Below are 13,446 nucleotides of genomic sequence, written 5' to 3'. Positions count from 1 at the left end.
CCGGCCGGCCGCCCGACGGGTGCGAGTCGGTGGCCCGGCTCGGGCCGGTGCGGGTGGGCCCGGACCTGTACAGCGCCGACGTCACCCGTCGGCCGGACTGCGGCATCGTGCGCACGGTCTTCACCTACCGCGTCGAACGCGACGGCGACGTGCTGCGCCAGGTACGGGAGGCGTTCGACCTGTGGCCCACCCCGCCCGAACAACTGGCCGAGGAACTGCACGCCGTAGGACTGCACCTTGTGCAGGCCCCCAGCGCGGACCTGATGGCCGCACGCTGCGCCGCCGAGTAACACCGACCCGCACGTGTCGACCTGCAGACGCGGGTGCCCTGCATACCGGACCCCGGCGCGTGGCTCAGCGGCGGAGGGCGGGCAGGACCAGCTCGCGATAGGCGTCGAAGAAGATCGCCTGGTCCGGGCCGATCTGTCCGACGTACACCTCGTCGAACCCGGCCCTCACATAGGCGCGCACCGTCTCCACGTGCTCCTCCGCCTCGTCGCCGCAGGTGACCGTCTCGGCGACCATCTCGGGGGTGACCAGCTCGCTGGCCTGCTCGAAGTGCGCCGGTGTTGGCAGCACCTGGGCGAGCTCGCCGGGCAGCAGCTCGGTCGGCCACAGCCGGTGCACCGCCTCGACCGCCGCCTCCCGGTTGCTGTTCCAACACACCTTCACCCCGCCGACCACCTTCTTGCCCGCGCCCCCGTTCTCCCGGAAGGCCCCCACCAGGTCCGCGTCCGAGGTCATGGTGACGAAGCCGTCCCCGATCCGGCCGGCCAGCTCGGCGGCCTTCGTCCCGAACGCGGACACGTAGATGGGCAGAGGCTGCGTGGGGGCGGTGTAGAGGCGGGCGTTGTTGACCGTGTAGTGCCGGCCCCGATGGCTGGTCACCTCGCGGGTGAACAGCCGACGCATCACCTCGACCGCCTCTTCCAGCATCTCGGCCCGCACGTCGAACGAGGGCCACGCGTCGCCGTGGATGTGCTCGTTCAGCGCCTTCCCGGTGCCGACGCCGAGCGCGAACCGCCCACCGAGCAGGACGCTGGACGTGGCGGCGGCCTGCGCGGTCACCGCCGGGTGCAGCCGCACCGTCGGGCAGGTGACCAGCGTGGTGACCGGCAGGCCGACGGTCTGCGACAGCGCGCCGATCATCGACCACACGAAGGCGCTGTTGCCTTGCGCGTCGTTCCACGGGTGGAAGTGGTCGGAGATCGCCAACCTCGTGAACCCCGCCTCCTGCGCCCGGCGGGCCTGGTCGATCAGCTCCGTTGGGGTGAACTCCTCGCACGCCAGGAAGTAGCCGTACTCCGTCATCGACATCCGCTCCTTTCGAACGGTGCGCGTTGCGGGTTTGAGTAGTCCGATCACCACGCCAGGCCGGACGGCGCCGGGCGACAGCCACCCCGGCCGGAGACCAGGGGGTGGCGCACGGGGGTGCGAAGCTCGCGGGCGTCAGCGGTCGGGGAAGCGGTGCTGTTCGGTCAAGGCGACGAACTCGTCCCAGAACGCGGTGTCGGCTTCCTGGCCGTTGCCGCGGACCGCGACCCCGGCCACCTGCTCCGGTCGGCCACTTGCTGCGGCCTCGAACAGTGCCGCCCCCGAGCCCAGCACGGCAAGCGGTTTGCCATGCCGCAAGGCTTCACCGACGAACCGCACGGCGTCGGTATCGGCGGCGAGCACCACTGTGCCGTCCGGCAGCACCAGGGTGTCGTACAGCACCGAGGCGGTCGTCGCCAGCGCCCGGTCGACCGCCACGTCCTGGCCGTCGCGGCCGGACACTGTGCCGCCGTGGCCGGCGAGAGTCTCCACCGTCGCGCCCTCGGCGCCGAGGCGGTTCCGCGCCGCCTGGACCTGCTCGGCGTCCACGCCGTCCGCCACCAGGACGGCGATCTTGCGGGTGCGGATGCCGGTTGCGCGCTGGTTCTCCAGGCTCAGCGCAGGCGAGACCGGCACGCCGGCCGCGTTCGCCTCGCCGTCCGCGGGGGACGGCTGGGGCGCGGGTTCGCCGATGCGTCGGGCGACCTCCTCGGCCAGGCTCTGGTCCACCCGGGTCAGATTGGCCACCATCCGCTGCCGCACCGCCCGGTCGCCGACCTTGCCGAGCTCGAAGGAGAACGCGGCGGTGATGTGCTCGCGCTCCCAGTCGGCCATGCTGCGCCAGAACAGCGCGGCCTGGCTGTAGTGGTCGGCGAAGCTGGGGCTGCGGCGCCGGATCGCGGCGCCGTCGATGCGCTGCTGGTAGTGCTCGAAGACGCCCTCGGGCAGGCGTCCGCCGCCTGGGGTGAACGGGCAGCCGCCGCCCACCGAGTTCGGCGCGTAGCCGGTACCGGAGTGGATGGTGTGCTGGCCGTAGCCGTCGCGGTGGTTGGTGCGCACCTCGGCCAGTGGGCGGTTGACCGGCAGTTGGGAGAAGTTCGGGCCGCCCAGGCGGATCAGCTGGGTGTCCAGGTAGGAGAAGTTGCGGCCCTGCAGCAGCGGATCGTTGGTGAAGTCGATGCCCGGCACGATGTTGGCGGTGTGGAAGGCGACCTGTTCGGTCTCGGCGAAGAAGTTCTCCGGGTTGCGGTCCAGCACCATCCGGCCGACCGGCCGAACCGGCACCAGTTCTTCGGGGACGATCTTGGTCGGGTCGAGCAAGTCGAAGGGGTAGGCGAACTCGTCCTGTTCGGGGATCAGTTGTACGCCGAGTTCCCACTCCGGGAAGTCGCCGGCCTCGATGGCCGCCCACAGGTCGCGGCGGTGGAAGTCGGGGTCGCGTCCTGCGGTGATCTGCGCCTCGTCCCAGACCTGGGAGTAGGTGCCGAGCTTCGGCGTCCAGTGGAACTTGACGAAGGAGCCCTGGCCCTGGGCGTTCACCAGGCGGAAGGTGTGCACGCCGAAGCCCTGCATCATCCGGTAGCTGCGCGGGATCGCCCGGTCCGACATCACCCACATCAGCATGTGGGTGGACTCGGGCTGCAGCGAGCAGAAGTCCCAGAACGTGTCGTGCGCGGATGCGCCGGTGGGGATCTCGTTGTGCGGCTCCATCTTCACCGCGTGCACGAAGTCCGGGAATTTGACCGCGTCCTGGATGAAGAAGACCGGCATGTTGTTGCCGACCAGGTCGTAGTTGCCGTGCCGGGTGTAGAACTTCGTGGCGAAGCCGCGCACGTCGCGCACTGTGTCGGCCGAGCCGCGCGGGCCCTGGACGGTGGAGAAGCGCACGAACACCGGCGTGCGGCGCCCCGGCTCCTGGAGGAAGTCGGCGCAGGTGTACTCGGCCAGCGACTCGTACGGCTCGAAGAAGCCGTAGGCGCCGGCACCCCGGGCGTGCACCACCCGCTCGGGGATCCGCTCGTGGTCGAAGTGCGTGAGCTTCTCGCGCAGCTGGAAGTCCTCCAGAAGCGTCGGGCCGCGCTCGCCCACCGTCAGGGAGTTGTCGGTCTCGTCGACGCGCACACCCTGGTCGGTGGTGAGCGGCCCGTCCGCATCCACAGCCCGGGCGGCATCGAGCGCGGCGTCCTTGGCGTCCCGCCCGCCGCGCGCGGGCGGGCCGGGGTTGGGGGTCTCGGTGACCAGGGGCGCGTGAGGGCGCCCTTCGGGCGGTCCGGGATTGACGGTCATGCCGTGTGCTCCTTCCGAGTGGCCAGCCAGGGCTTGTCTGTGCATCACCTGGCGTTGGTCGGCTGCCCGACCATCTGAGTATCAAACCGAACAAATCCCTCCAGACAGGACTTTAGGTCGGTACGGGTTGTGGCGCCGTCGCAGGCAGCGCCGGCCGGCCGAACCCGGTCTGTCTTGTGGCGCCCGCCGGTCGCGGCAACTCGGGCGTGCGGACGGTGCGGCTTGCCGGGGCAGGCCGAGCGGTCGCCTCGGGGCTCCGGGCGGTGGACGGTCACCGATCCGTAGAGGAGGATCGTAGGCGGACAGCTTCCCGCGCGAGGAGGCCCTCTCATGTGCGCCCACCGCCAGACCCATCCGGCGGATACGTCGGCACCCGATGATCCGGTCCTGCGGAACACGACCGCGGGCCTGCCGGGAACGGCCATCCTCGTCCGCCTGGACGGCGAGGTCGATCAGGAAGAGCGCCACCGCCTGGAAGGCGCGCTCGCCGGCGCACTCGACGACGGCCCGCCACTCTTGGTCGTCGACCTGTCACGCCTCGTCCTCTGCGACTCCACCGGCCGCAACGTCCTGCTCGAGACGCCTGGACGCCCGCACCATCGGAACCGAGCTGGTGCTGGCCGCACCGCTCCCGCAGCCCCGGCGGCTGCTGGAGGTCACCGGCACCGCCGAGGTCCTCACCATCCGTGACACCCTGCGCGCCGCTCTCAGCGGCGACCGCTGCCCGCCCGCCGGATGAGGCCCGCCGTGGACATCGCCGAACGCTACGCCGTCACCCTGCCGGGCCCGCCCGGTGCGCACCGGCCTCCCGAGGTCGTCGTCGTCCACGCCACCGGCGAGCTCAGCGCCGCCGGAGCCCCGATCTATGCCGACGACACCGGCACGTTCCGGGTGGAGGTCCAAGCCGGAGTGGCCAAGCCGTTGGCCGCGGCCCCAGGTCCGAGCCGGCACACCTGCCTGCACGCCACCGCGCTGCCCTGACCGCGCCGTCCAGCGCCCGGGATCCCGTGCGGCCCAGCAACGCAGCAGCGTTCCTCCGTCACCAGCTGTCGTCCCCGCAGGCCCAGCCGCTCGGGCGGCGGAATCATGCGGGCCGGGCGGGGCAGACTCACAGTGAGAAGGTGATCGTCCATGGTTGCTCTGCTTCTGGTCCTGCTCGTCATCCTGCTGCTCTTCGGCGTCGGGTTCGCCGTCCATGTGCTCTGGTGGGTGGCGCTAGCCGTCCTGGTGCTGTGGATCCTCGGATTCTTCGTCCGCGGAACCTCCGGATCCGGCCGCTCCCGCTGGTACCGCTGGTGACCAACAGCGCACTTCCAACACAGCCCCCCTGCGGCGGACCATCTGGCAGGCCGGACTCACCAGGCCGGCTCGGCCGGCCAGGCCCCCTGGCCCTCACCAGGCGGGCGGTGCCGTCGGCCGCCCCGACGGGAAGGGCACGGGCAAGGAGGGCGCAGGCGGGCGGGGACGTAACGCGGGGACGTCGTTGAGTTACGGGCACACCCGCCCGCCCGGCCGGCCGGCCGAAGTGGCCGGGCGGCGTGAACAAGCCGATCAGAGGCCGGACACTGCACGGGATCATCGAACCGTCCGTCCAGGGCTGGGCACAGCTGGCCGACGGCTTCGGCATCGCCCTGATGCTCTCGGGTGTCATCGGTCCGGGACGCGAGATCCGCCAGAAGGCCGCAGGGCTGCGCACCTACACGGTTGTCGGCCTGGGTGCAGCCCCGTTCACGCTCATCAGCAAGTACGGGTTCACCGACGTGCTGCACTCCGGCACGGTGAGCGTGGATCCCTCGCGGATGGCAGCCCAGATCGTTTCCTGGCTCGGCTTCATCGGCGCGGGCGTGATCTTCGTCCAGCGCGGGTCGGTGTGCGGCCTGACGACCGCCGCGACCATCTGGCTCACCGCCGCCGTCGGCTCAGCGGCCGCCGCCGGCCTACCAGTGCTCGCCTGCCTTGCCACCGCCGCCTACTTCCTGCTTTCCTACGGCCTGCGGCCTATGGTGCTCCGGCTGCCCCAGCTCGTCGGGCACGGCGACCTGGATGCCCTCACTGAGCGGCTGGTGCACATCTTCGGCGTCCTGGCCTGCAGCTGCACGAGCCAGGCGGACGAATGACCTCGTACTCATGGCAGGTGCAAACGTCACGCACCCCCGGGGCGCCGGGAACCGGGGCCAGAGCCCCTGAGCGGGGTAACCGCCGCAAGATTGCCACCGGCGTCCGGGGCCGCGGATCGTGCTCGCCGCGGCCCGGTACTCACGGAGCCTGGGGGTCGGCTGCCGGCGGCTCGTCGTCCGTTCCGTCCTTCTCGTCATCGGCCTTGGCCCGGACGTCCTCGGGAGTCGGGGCCGTGATGTTGCGCTGCTCCGCGGACCGCTTCCGTGTCGCGTCGTCGGTCGGGGCGTCGTTCTCGTCCGAAGTGCTCATGGCCCCATGGTCTCCCGGCGGGGAGCGGATTCCTGGATCGACACCACGTGCAGGACCATCAGCCCCCTGGGCACAGCCAGGACGCCGGGCGCACACCGCCCTGCCGAAGGCGTCCCGCTCGCCGAGCCGGCCACCCGCCCGGGCAGGGCGTGATGCGGGTCCTTCCGTCGGACAGCGGCGGCCACCTACATCGGTCCGTCGCGAGCGGGGCAGCTCAGCTCACGCGGCGCGAAAAACCGGCCCGCACCGGACCCGGGCGAGTACGCCCACGAGGAACCGACGCCGTGCCCACCGACCTGACACCCGTGGTAGCCGCCTCCACCCGTTGGCTCCTGGCCGCCTACCGCCGCCGGCCCGCGCGCTCAACCAGGCACTCGCCCGGGCCCGGACCCGGCAAGCCTCCGCCGCCGCCCTGCGCTGCCCCGCCACCTGCGCCCAGCGGCCCCCACCGGCTGGAACTGGCTCACCGGCTGCGACCCGCTGCCCGACGACACCGCCCGGCGGACCTGGGCGGAGGAGACCGTCGTTCAGCTGGGCCGCCTGTCTGCCGGCCGATCCTGCCTGGCCGTGCGTGCCCAGCAAGTCCGACGTCGTGTCGCCAGGGGCGTGTTGCCTCCCAGCTGATGTCACTTCTTTGACGACTCAGTATTTGTCATCGAGTGGATGACGTGCTAGAAAGGTGTCAGGTGAAGCGCACTGGCACCCAACAATCAAGTGGAGGCGTTTCGCGATGCTGATGCGCACTGACCCGTTCCGCGAGTTGGACCGGCTGACTCAGCAGTTCCTGAACACGACCGGCACCTGGTCGCGTCCCACGCCGATGCCGCTGGACGCCTACCGCGCCGGCGACGAGTACGTGATCTGCTTCGATCTGCCCGGGGTGGATCCGGAGGCGATCGACATCGACGTGGAACGGAACATGCTGACGGTCAAGGCCGAGCGCCGCCCGCGCCGCGATGGTGAGGGCGTGAAGTGGGAGCTCGCCGAGCGCCCGCTCGGCGTGTTCTCCCGCCAGGTCATGCTCTCCGACACCCTCGATCCGGAAGGGATCACCGCCGACTACGAGTCCGGCGTGCTGACCCTGAAGATCCCGGTCGCGGAGAAGGCCAAGCCCCGCAAGATCTCCATCAGCCACAGCGGGGACCGCAAGCAGATCCAGGCCTGACCGGCAGCACCCGGGCCGGGTTGCGTCGCGCGGTTCCCCCCGGCCGCGCGACGCAGCCCACGGCACCACCCCACAGGACATCCGCCCCGAGCCCGCCGGGCGTTGTGCAGGCCGAGCTGACAGCGAGGGCGCCATGCACGCTCCTCACACGGCTGATGCCGCCACCGTGACCGCCTGTGGCGACATCGACCTTGCCACTGCCCCCGAACTTCGCCGAAGCCTCGTCGCCGCGCTGCACGCGCACCGGGACGTGGTGCTCGACCTGTCCCAGGTCACGTTCATGAACTGCGCGGGGCTGGCAGCCCTGGTCCACGCCCGCAACCTGGCCGACCGCCTGGGCGCGCACCTGGTCCTGCGCGGGGTCGGGCGAGACCTCAAGAGGCTGTTCCGACTCACCAGCCTGCACCGGCACCTGCTCCCCGGGTCCTGCCCCCCGGTGCCGCCGCGGAAGGGAGACACGACGTGACCCTGCGATGGGAAGCCTTCCTCGAAGCCGTCCGCGAGCGCGGCAAGTACGACACCGCGGTGGAGGCCGAACGGGCGGCGCGCGTCGTGCTCGCCCTGCTCGGCGCCCACCTCGTGGGCCAGATCCGTGCCCAGCTCGCCGCCCGTCTGCCCGAACACCTGGCCCTGATCCTGCTCAACCCGCTGCAGGCCACCGAACCGCTGGCCCCTGAACGGTTCGTGCGCGCCACCGCCGCCTGGATCGATGGCGCCAGCGAGACCACGGCCCTGTGGGACATCGGCGCCGTCCTGTCCACGGTCGCCGACGCCGCCGGCGAGGACCTCCTGCGGCGCATCCTGTTCCAACTGCCCCCCGGCTACGACATCCTCTTCGGCCGCCCCCAGGACCACACCCCTTGACCGACCGCTCCCGCACCGCACCCGGAAGGCCCGCCGTGAACCGGCACCACCGCCTCCTTGCGCAGCTGCGCGAACTCGGCGGCTACACCACCGACCAGGAAGCCGAGCACGTTCTGGACACCGTCGTGGCCATACTCGGCGCCCAGCTCGCGGGCGAGGAACGCTGCGCCCTCGCCGCCGCCCTGCCCGAACGCGCCCGTGCCGTGTTCGTGGCCCCGATCCCGCTCGACCGACCGGTCGGCGCCCCGGCGTTCGTCGAGGCCGTGGCCGGCAACCTCAACACCACCCTGGCGGGCGCTCGGTGGGACGCTTCCTGCGTCCTGACCGCCCTCACCGACCTGGCCGGCGAGGGCCTCACCGCCCACCTGCTGGCCTGCCTGCCCCGCGGCTACGCGCTCCTGTTCGGCCGCGCTGACCTCACTCCGGCCGCCGCCTGACCCGGGGCGGTCCGAGGCCGCAGGTGTGCTCGGCGAGCGAAAATGCAGAGGAATCGGTAGAAATAGTGACGAACAGGCGGTGCCGGTGGCACCGCTCGCCGGACGACTGGAGGATCCGATGGGCGACCTGTCGAACAAGGCGCAGGAAATGGCCGGCAAGGCGAAGGAGAAGGCCGGCGACCTGACCGGGGATCAGGAACTCAAGGGCGAGGGCCAGGCCGACCAGGTGGAGTCGAAGGCCAAGCAGGTCGTCGACGACGTGAAGGAGGCCGCGCAGGGCGCCGTCGACCGGTTGAAGGGCGCCCTGGGGCACAAGGACTGACCGAGGGAGGCGCCGTCATGGCCCTGTTCCTGTTCATCGTCCTCATCGCCGTGGTGTGCGGCTTCGTCGGCGCCCTGGTGAAGGGCCTGCTGTGGCTGCTGGTCATCGGCGCCGTGCTGTTCGTCGCCGCACTCGTGTTCGGTGGCATGCGCCTGGGGCGTCGGCGCGAAGCACGCAGGTAGGAACACGCGAGGACCACCCCCGTGGTGCGCATGCGACTCGGCCGCCGACCGGATGCGCACCATGCGTCCGAGCCGATTGCGGCGCTTTGCCCGACGAACGCGGCGGCGCGGCAGACACGGTCGGCATCGCGGCTGATGCGTGGCATGCTCGGTGCATGGCGGAGTACGAGGAAGCGGCAGCACGACCCGTGCACAGCAGCACGGTGAACGAAGCCTCGCTGGAGGTGGTCCGTCGTGTGCTGGCCGGGCTTCCCGGTTCGGTCGCCTTCCTCGTGCCTGAATTCGGTCCCAGCGGCGAGGTGGAGGACCTCCGCTTCGCCGCTGCTTCGCCCCGCGCGGTCGACATCGGCGGCCGACGCGGCTCGGACCTGGTGGGGCTGACCGTCCTCCAGACCTATCCCGCCGTGGCGGGTACCGACCTGTGGCGCGGGTACCTGCGCGCGCTGGCGACGGAGACAGCCTGGGAGGGGGACCTGGAGTACGAGGAGGCCGCTGCCGGCATCCCCCACCGCTCCCGGTACCGGGTGTGTGCCACGCCGTGCGAAGGGGGACTGGTCGTCTCGTGGAACCGGCTGGATCGGCGCGAGCGCGAACAGCGCCGCCTGGACGTGATGCAGCGTCTGGGCAACATGGGGTGGGTGGACCGGGACCTCGTCCGCGGCGCGATCGCCTGGTCCGACGAGGTGTACTCGATCTTCGACCGTGACCGGTCCCTGGGCCCCCTGGCGTTGGAGGAGCTGTCCGCCTACGCCGACATTGAGGACCGCCCCGCCCTGGTCGAGGCGGTCCAGCGGCTGCTGAAGTCGGGCGAGTCCGCCGACTGCACCTTTGGCGTCCACCTGCCGCACGGGCGGACGCGGCACGTGCGGGTCGTCATGGAGGCCGAGACCGACGCTCAGGGCCAGCCGGTCCAGCTGTACGGCTTCTTCCAGGACCTCAGCGAAGCCAAACAGACTGAGCAGCAGCTGCTGGAACACGAACAGAACGCCCTCGCCCAGCAGGCGCTGCTGGCCGCTGAGCGCGATCTGGCCGCCCGCCTCCAGAACACCCTGTTGCCCGTGCCCGAGCAGACCCTGCAGGTCGCCGGACTCACCGTGGACATCGCCTACCAGCCACTCCAAGAAGGACTCAACCTCGGCGGCGACTGGTACAGCGCGATCGAACTCCCCGACGAAAGCGCCCTGTTTGTCGTCGGCGACGTCGCCGGCCACGGACTCGACGCAGTCGCCACGATGGCCCTGCTTCGCTTCACCGCCAAGGGCATGGCCATGACCGGCACCCCGCTGCCCGTCGTCCTCGCCCGCCTCAACGCTCTCTTGCTTCATGCCACCGGACGGGAGAGCCGCACAGCCACCATGATCATGGCCCGCTACGAGCCCGCTGCCTGCCGTCTCAGCTGGGTCGGCGCCGGCCACCTCCCGCCCTTGCTCCTGCGCGACGGCGAAGCCCGCTTCCTGCCCGCGCCCGGTGGCATCCTCCTGGGCGCCACCCCCACGGCAGGCTACGAGGTGGCCTCGCTCGACCTGACGGAGGGTGACCATGTACTCCTCTACACCGATGGCTTGGTCGAGCGGGCGGGCGAGCCCATCGACGAGGGCCTGGCGCGTCTGGCTCGTGCCGCACTGCTCTGCGCCGGCGAGCCCGGTCTCCTTGCCGCCCTCGTGACTGAGCTGGTGGCTCGTGACAGCCGGCACGACGATGTCTGCGCGCTGCACATCCGTCGGTGAGGACGCAGCTGACCCGTAACCCTTGGCATTCGACTTCGATGTTCCGCTGACGCAGGTCAACGCCGACCCATGGCCGTTGCGACTGGTCGCCCGGGTGGTCAGCATCCGAGGGGGTCGGTAAGTTCCTTCCTGTTCATCTGCGAGCGGCAGTGGACGTTGCTGCTAGGCCTCGTTGTACGGCGCTCCTTCGTCGGGCCCTGGGAACCGGAGCGGGAACGCTGACCGCCGGCATGGGAGAGCGAGTTGGTTCTCGTGGGGGAGCGGTTGGTGGTCGCGGACTCGCCGGGACCGGCCCGTGCCTGGTCGACGGTTCGGGCCCCGACTTCCTTGGCCCGCGGCGTGGACGGGGGCAGTGGTCGCAGACGGGGAGCAGCGGCGCGAAGCCGAGGTCAGCCGGCTGTGAAACCGGCGGCGGTCTGGCGCCGCCGCCACAGTTCCAGGGTGTGCTGCTGGCGTTCGGCCCGTTGCAGCAGTTCGTCGAGCGGCGCCGGGTCGAGGAGCTGGTGGGATTCGGCCAGACGGCGCAGAGTCTGCCATCCCGCTGTCTTGCCTTCGACGGCGGTGCGCAGCAGCTCCAGTTCGAGGTACGTGGTCAGCGGGGAGCGGCGCAGCAGGCGGCCGTTGGTCTTGAGTCGCCCGAAACTCTCGCCCAGCCAACCGGCCCACGCCTTGTAGCGGCGTACCGGCAGGTCGAGCTGGCGCATGATGGCCAGCAGGCTGGCGCGGTCCTGCGCGATCTCGGCCGCGATCGGGCTCATGGCCCGGCCCAGTGGCGTTCCACTGGTCGCGTCGGCGAGGTGGCGGGCGCGCTGGACCCCGGCGCAGGCGCCGGCCAGGTGATCGTTGAGGTAGATGCCCAGAAGGCACGAATCGATGTTGCCGCCGGGGCCGCGTGCGTTGTCACCCATGGTGTGGACCGCCTTCGATCGATCGTGGCCGTGCCGGTTCGCTCTGGCCGGAGGGTCCATGAATACGCCTGCCCGTCCTGTGCCCAGCGACACGGACGCGGTCGGATTCGTGTTGGCACGTGTGGCCTTGGAGGTGGCGAGGTGGGTGGCAGCGCGGGCATGAGACTCGACCATCTGCGGATCTTGGATATTCCGCCTGCGAGGCGCGAGGTGTCTGCCCCTGGCCGAACGGGCGTCTTCGGGCGATGGGCACCGACGGCTGCGGGGCGCCGGCTGTACGTGCACCCACGAGGTCTTCCCCGAGCAGCACGGAGCCGTCGAGAATGAGCACCCCCTCAACGCACGGTCGGTGCGTCCTTGCCGGCCGCCGGTCTGGAGCTGTAGGGGCTGTGCCGCGAGCTGGTGCGGGTCAGTGGGGACCGCGGCCCAGCGCGGCCGGTGCGCAGACGTCGGCCGCGCGGGGAAGACGGCCGGCTGGGCTCGGACGTCGTGTTCAGCTGGCCGTGGCCCACTGGGCGGCCTGTGCCCGCGGGGGTGAGACGACGGCGGCATAGCAGTTTCCGGGCAGGTCGGCGACCCAGTCGAAGGTGTCGAGGGTGATGCCGTGCTTGGCTGCGGCCTGGAGCAGGTCGGCCAGCAGGGCGGTCGCGGCGGCCTTGTCCTGCTCGGTGCCCCGGTCCGGGCGGCGCTCGGCGGCAGCGTTGACGCGGTCGGCCAGGCTGCGGTCCCTGCGGTCGGTGTACTCGTACATGTGCGGATGTCCTGGTCGGTCGGCTGATGATCGGCGGGAGCGGCGGCCGTTTCCGGCCGCCGAAGCGGTAGGAGCGGTGCTGCGGGCTGCATTCCTGCTGGGGGTGCTCCGCCCGCGTGCGCGCCTGTCGACCCGGGCGGTCCTGGCCGCCATGGCCTGGGTGTGGTCGGCCGGGCGGGTCGGGCAGTGGCGGTGGGCCGGCCGCACCCGGGGGCGGTTACAGGGTGTGGGTGAGGCGGTCGGTCAGCAGGCGGGTGAAGCGGGCCGGGTCGGGCAGGTCGCCGCCTTCGGCGAGCAGCGCGGAGCCGTGGAGGAGTTCGGCGACCTCGGCCAGTGCCGGGTCGTCGGGGTTCGTGTCATGGGCTTGGCGCAGGGCGGTGACGAGAGGGTGGGTGGGGTTGAGTTCGAGGATGCGCTTGACCTGGGGGAGGTCCTGGCCCATGGCCCGGTACATCTTCTCCAGGGTGGGGGTCAGGTCGCGGGTGTCGCCGACCAGGCAGGCGGCGGAGGTGGTGAGGCGGGTGGAGAGGCGGACCTGCTTGACGTGGTCGGCCAGCGTGCTCTGGAGCCAGGAGACCATCAGGGCGAAGTCCTGCTCGCGCCGGGCCTTCTCGGCCTTCGCCTCCTCACCACCCTCCTCGTCGGCGTCGTTGTCGAGGTCGACCTGGCCCTTGGCGATGGACTGGAAGCGGTGGCCGTCGAAGGCGGGGACCTGGTCGGTCCAGACCTCGTCGACGGGGTCGGTGAGGATGAGGACCTCGTAGCCCTTGGCGGTGAAGGCCTCCATGTGCGGGGAGTTCTCCACCATGGCCCGGTTCTCGCCGGTCAGGTAGTAGATGGCGTCCTGACCGTCCTTCATCCGCTCCACGTACTCGCGCAGCGTGGTCGGCTCCTGCGGGTCGTGGGTGGAGGCGGCGCTGACCAGTTCCAGCAGGGCGTCGGTGTTGTCGCGGTCCTCGATGAGCCCTTCCTTGAGGACCCGGCCGAACTGCTCCCACAGCCCGGTGTAGGTGTCCGTCCGGTTGGTCTGCATGTCCTTGAGGGCGCCGAGGACCTTCTTGAC

Annotated in this window: 17 protein-coding genes and 2 pseudogenes; 13 read left to right on the top strand and 6 right to left on the bottom strand. The window is 71.1% G+C overall.

The annotated features are described in order from the left end of the window. Positions 1-29: 29 nt before the first annotated feature. A complete protein-coding gene (locus ACFXPX_RS16135; RefSeq protein WP_380532081.1) occupies positions 30-290 on the top strand; it encodes a hypothetical protein in 261 nt (86 codons plus the stop codon). Between the two features lie 64 nt (positions 291-354). Here ACFXPX_RS16135 and ACFXPX_RS16130 read toward each other — a convergent pair whose 3' ends face one another. Together ACFXPX_RS16130 and ACFXPX_RS16125 are read right to left on the bottom strand one after the other, a co-directional pair. Next, positions 355-1,311, bottom strand: a complete 957-nt coding sequence (locus tag ACFXPX_RS16130; RefSeq protein WP_380532041.1) for a TIGR03557 family F420-dependent LLM class oxidoreductase — start codon at positions 1,309-1,311, stop codon at positions 355-357. A gap of 138 nt (positions 1,312-1,449) precedes the next feature. Continuing rightward, positions 1,450-3,600 carry a catalase gene (locus ACFXPX_RS16125; protein WP_380641724.1) on the bottom strand — a complete coding sequence of 717 codons (2,151 nt, stop codon included), beginning with the start codon at positions 3,598-3,600 and terminating at the stop codon, positions 1,450-1,452. Between the two features lie 330 nt (positions 3,601-3,930). Between ACFXPX_RS16125 and ACFXPX_RS16120 the strand changes: the two are divergent. The 5 genes and pseudogenes from ACFXPX_RS16120 to ACFXPX_RS16100 form a co-directional block, all read left to right on the top strand. After that, a pseudogene (locus ACFXPX_RS16120) lies at positions 3,931-4,191 on the top strand (STAS domain-containing protein); the annotation flags it as partial. Between the two features lie 22 nt (positions 4,192-4,213). After that, complete coding sequence (locus ACFXPX_RS16115) at positions 4,214-4,339, top strand: hypothetical protein (RefSeq protein WP_380641770.1); 126 nt, start codon at positions 4,214-4,216, stop codon at positions 4,337-4,339. An 8-nt stretch (positions 4,340-4,347) separates the two neighbouring features. Continuing rightward, positions 4,348-4,581: a DUF6296 family protein gene (locus ACFXPX_RS16110; RefSeq protein ID WP_380532050.1), complete on the top strand. Its 234-nt coding sequence runs from the start codon at positions 4,348-4,350 to the stop codon at positions 4,579-4,581. A 150-nt stretch (positions 4,582-4,731) separates the two neighbouring features. Beyond that, positions 4,732-4,899 (top strand): hydrophobic protein, encoded by a 168-nt coding sequence (locus tag ACFXPX_RS16105; RefSeq protein ID WP_380532053.1) that lies wholly within the window; start codon positions 4,732-4,734, stop codon positions 4,897-4,899. 239 nt (positions 4,900-5,138) lie between these two features. Further along, positions 5,139-5,717, top strand: a complete 579-nt coding sequence (locus tag ACFXPX_RS16100; RefSeq protein ID WP_380641721.1) for an MgtC/SapB family protein — start codon at positions 5,139-5,141, stop codon at positions 5,715-5,717. 139 nt (positions 5,718-5,856) lie between these two features. Here the strand turns inward: ACFXPX_RS16100 and ACFXPX_RS16095 are convergent, their stop codons facing one another. Continuing rightward, on the bottom strand, positions 5,857-6,027 hold the full coding sequence (locus ACFXPX_RS16095) for a hypothetical protein (protein WP_380532059.1): 171 nt from the start codon (positions 6,025-6,027) through the stop codon (positions 5,857-5,859). Between the two features lie 730 nt (positions 6,028-6,757). Here ACFXPX_RS16095 and ACFXPX_RS16090 point away from each other — a divergent pair. From ACFXPX_RS16090 to ACFXPX_RS16060, 7 genes are all read left to right on the top strand, one after another. Next, entirely contained in the window at positions 6,758-7,192 is a 435-nt protein-coding gene (locus ACFXPX_RS16090; RefSeq protein WP_380532062.1) for an Hsp20/alpha crystallin family protein, read from the top strand. 133 nt (positions 7,193-7,325) lie between these two features. Continuing rightward, positions 7,326-7,658, top strand: a complete 333-nt coding sequence (locus ACFXPX_RS16085) for an STAS domain-containing protein (protein ID WP_380532065.1) — start codon at positions 7,326-7,328, stop codon at positions 7,656-7,658. Next, positions 7,655-8,056 (top strand): DUF2267 domain-containing protein, encoded by a 402-nt coding sequence (locus ACFXPX_RS16080; RefSeq protein ID WP_380641718.1) that lies wholly within the window; start codon positions 7,655-7,657, stop codon positions 8,054-8,056. Before ACFXPX_RS16085 ends, ACFXPX_RS16080 begins: the two co-directional genes overlap by 4 nt. Continuing rightward, entirely contained in the window at positions 8,053-8,493 is a 441-nt protein-coding gene (locus ACFXPX_RS16075) for a DUF2267 domain-containing protein (RefSeq protein WP_380641715.1), read from the top strand. Before ACFXPX_RS16080 ends, ACFXPX_RS16075 begins: the two co-directional genes overlap by 4 nt. A 118-nt stretch (positions 8,494-8,611) precedes the next feature. After that, complete coding sequence (locus ACFXPX_RS16070) at positions 8,612-8,815, top strand: CsbD family protein (RefSeq protein WP_380641713.1); 204 nt, start codon at positions 8,612-8,614, stop codon at positions 8,813-8,815. Between the two features lie 17 nt (positions 8,816-8,832). Continuing rightward, positions 8,833-8,997: a hypothetical protein gene (locus ACFXPX_RS16065; RefSeq protein WP_380532076.1), complete on the top strand. Its 165-nt coding sequence runs from the start codon at positions 8,833-8,835 to the stop codon at positions 8,995-8,997. Positions 8,998-9,152: 155 nt separating this feature from the next. After that, a complete protein-coding gene (locus tag ACFXPX_RS16060; RefSeq protein WP_380641711.1) occupies positions 9,153-10,724 on the top strand; it encodes a PP2C family protein-serine/threonine phosphatase in 1,572 nt (523 codons plus the stop codon). A 389-nt stretch (positions 10,725-11,113) separates the two neighbouring features. Here ACFXPX_RS16060 and ACFXPX_RS16055 read toward each other — a convergent pair whose 3' ends face one another. The 3 genes and pseudogenes from ACFXPX_RS16055 to ACFXPX_RS16045 all read right to left on the bottom strand — a co-directional run. Further along, the gene (locus ACFXPX_RS16055; protein WP_380533118.1) at positions 11,114-11,806 is read right to left on the bottom strand and encodes a hypothetical protein; all 693 of its coding nucleotides are present in this window, start codon (positions 11,804-11,806) and stop codon (positions 11,114-11,116) included. A 319-nt stretch (positions 11,807-12,125) separates the two neighbouring features. Next, positions 12,126-12,383, bottom strand: a complete 258-nt coding sequence (locus ACFXPX_RS16050) for a hypothetical protein (protein WP_380641709.1) — start codon at positions 12,381-12,383, stop codon at positions 12,126-12,128. A 217-nt stretch (positions 12,384-12,600) separates the two neighbouring features. Then, positions 12,601-13,446, bottom strand: a pseudogene (locus ACFXPX_RS16045) (molecular chaperone HtpG); the annotation flags it as partial.

The organism is Kitasatospora sp. NPDC059146 (assembly GCF_042786665.1).
GTDB lineage: Bacteria > Actinomycetota > Actinomycetes > Streptomycetales > Streptomycetaceae > Kitasatospora.
This window is presented reverse-complemented; position numbering and strand designations above follow the sequence as displayed.

Coding starts and splice junctions, on each gene's coding strand:
- ACFXPX_RS16060 (WP_380641711.1), top strand. CDS start 9,153: ATGGCGGAGTACGAGGAAGCGGCAGCACGACCCGTGCACAGCAGCACG.
- ACFXPX_RS16085 (WP_380532065.1), top strand. CDS start 7,326: ATGCACGCTCCTCACACGGCTGATGCCGCCACCGTGACCGCCTGTGGC.
- ACFXPX_RS16130 (WP_380532041.1), bottom strand. CDS start 1,311: ATGACGGAGTACGGCTACTTCCTGGCGTGCGAGGAGTTCACCCCAACG.
- ACFXPX_RS16125 (WP_380641724.1), bottom strand. CDS start 3,600: ATGACCGTCAATCCCGGACCGCCCGAAGGGCGCCCTCACGCGCCCCTG.
- ACFXPX_RS16070 (WP_380641713.1), top strand. CDS start 8,612: ATGGGCGACCTGTCGAACAAGGCGCAGGAAATGGCCGGCAAGGCGAAG.
- ACFXPX_RS16050 (WP_380641709.1), bottom strand. CDS start 12,383: ATGTACGAGTACACCGACCGCAGGGACCGCAGCCTGGCCGACCGCGTC.
- ACFXPX_RS16105 (WP_380532053.1), top strand. CDS start 4,732: ATGGTTGCTCTGCTTCTGGTCCTGCTCGTCATCCTGCTGCTCTTCGGC.
- ACFXPX_RS16095 (WP_380532059.1), bottom strand. CDS start 6,027: ATGAGCACTTCGGACGAGAACGACGCCCCGACCGACGACGCGACACGG.
- ACFXPX_RS16055 (WP_380533118.1), bottom strand. CDS start 11,806: ATGGTCGAGTCTCATGCCCGCGCTGCCACCCACCTCGCCACCTCCAAG.
- ACFXPX_RS16090 (WP_380532062.1), top strand. CDS start 6,758: ATGCTGATGCGCACTGACCCGTTCCGCGAGTTGGACCGGCTGACTCAG.
- ACFXPX_RS16065 (WP_380532076.1), top strand. CDS start 8,833: ATGGCCCTGTTCCTGTTCATCGTCCTCATCGCCGTGGTGTGCGGCTTC.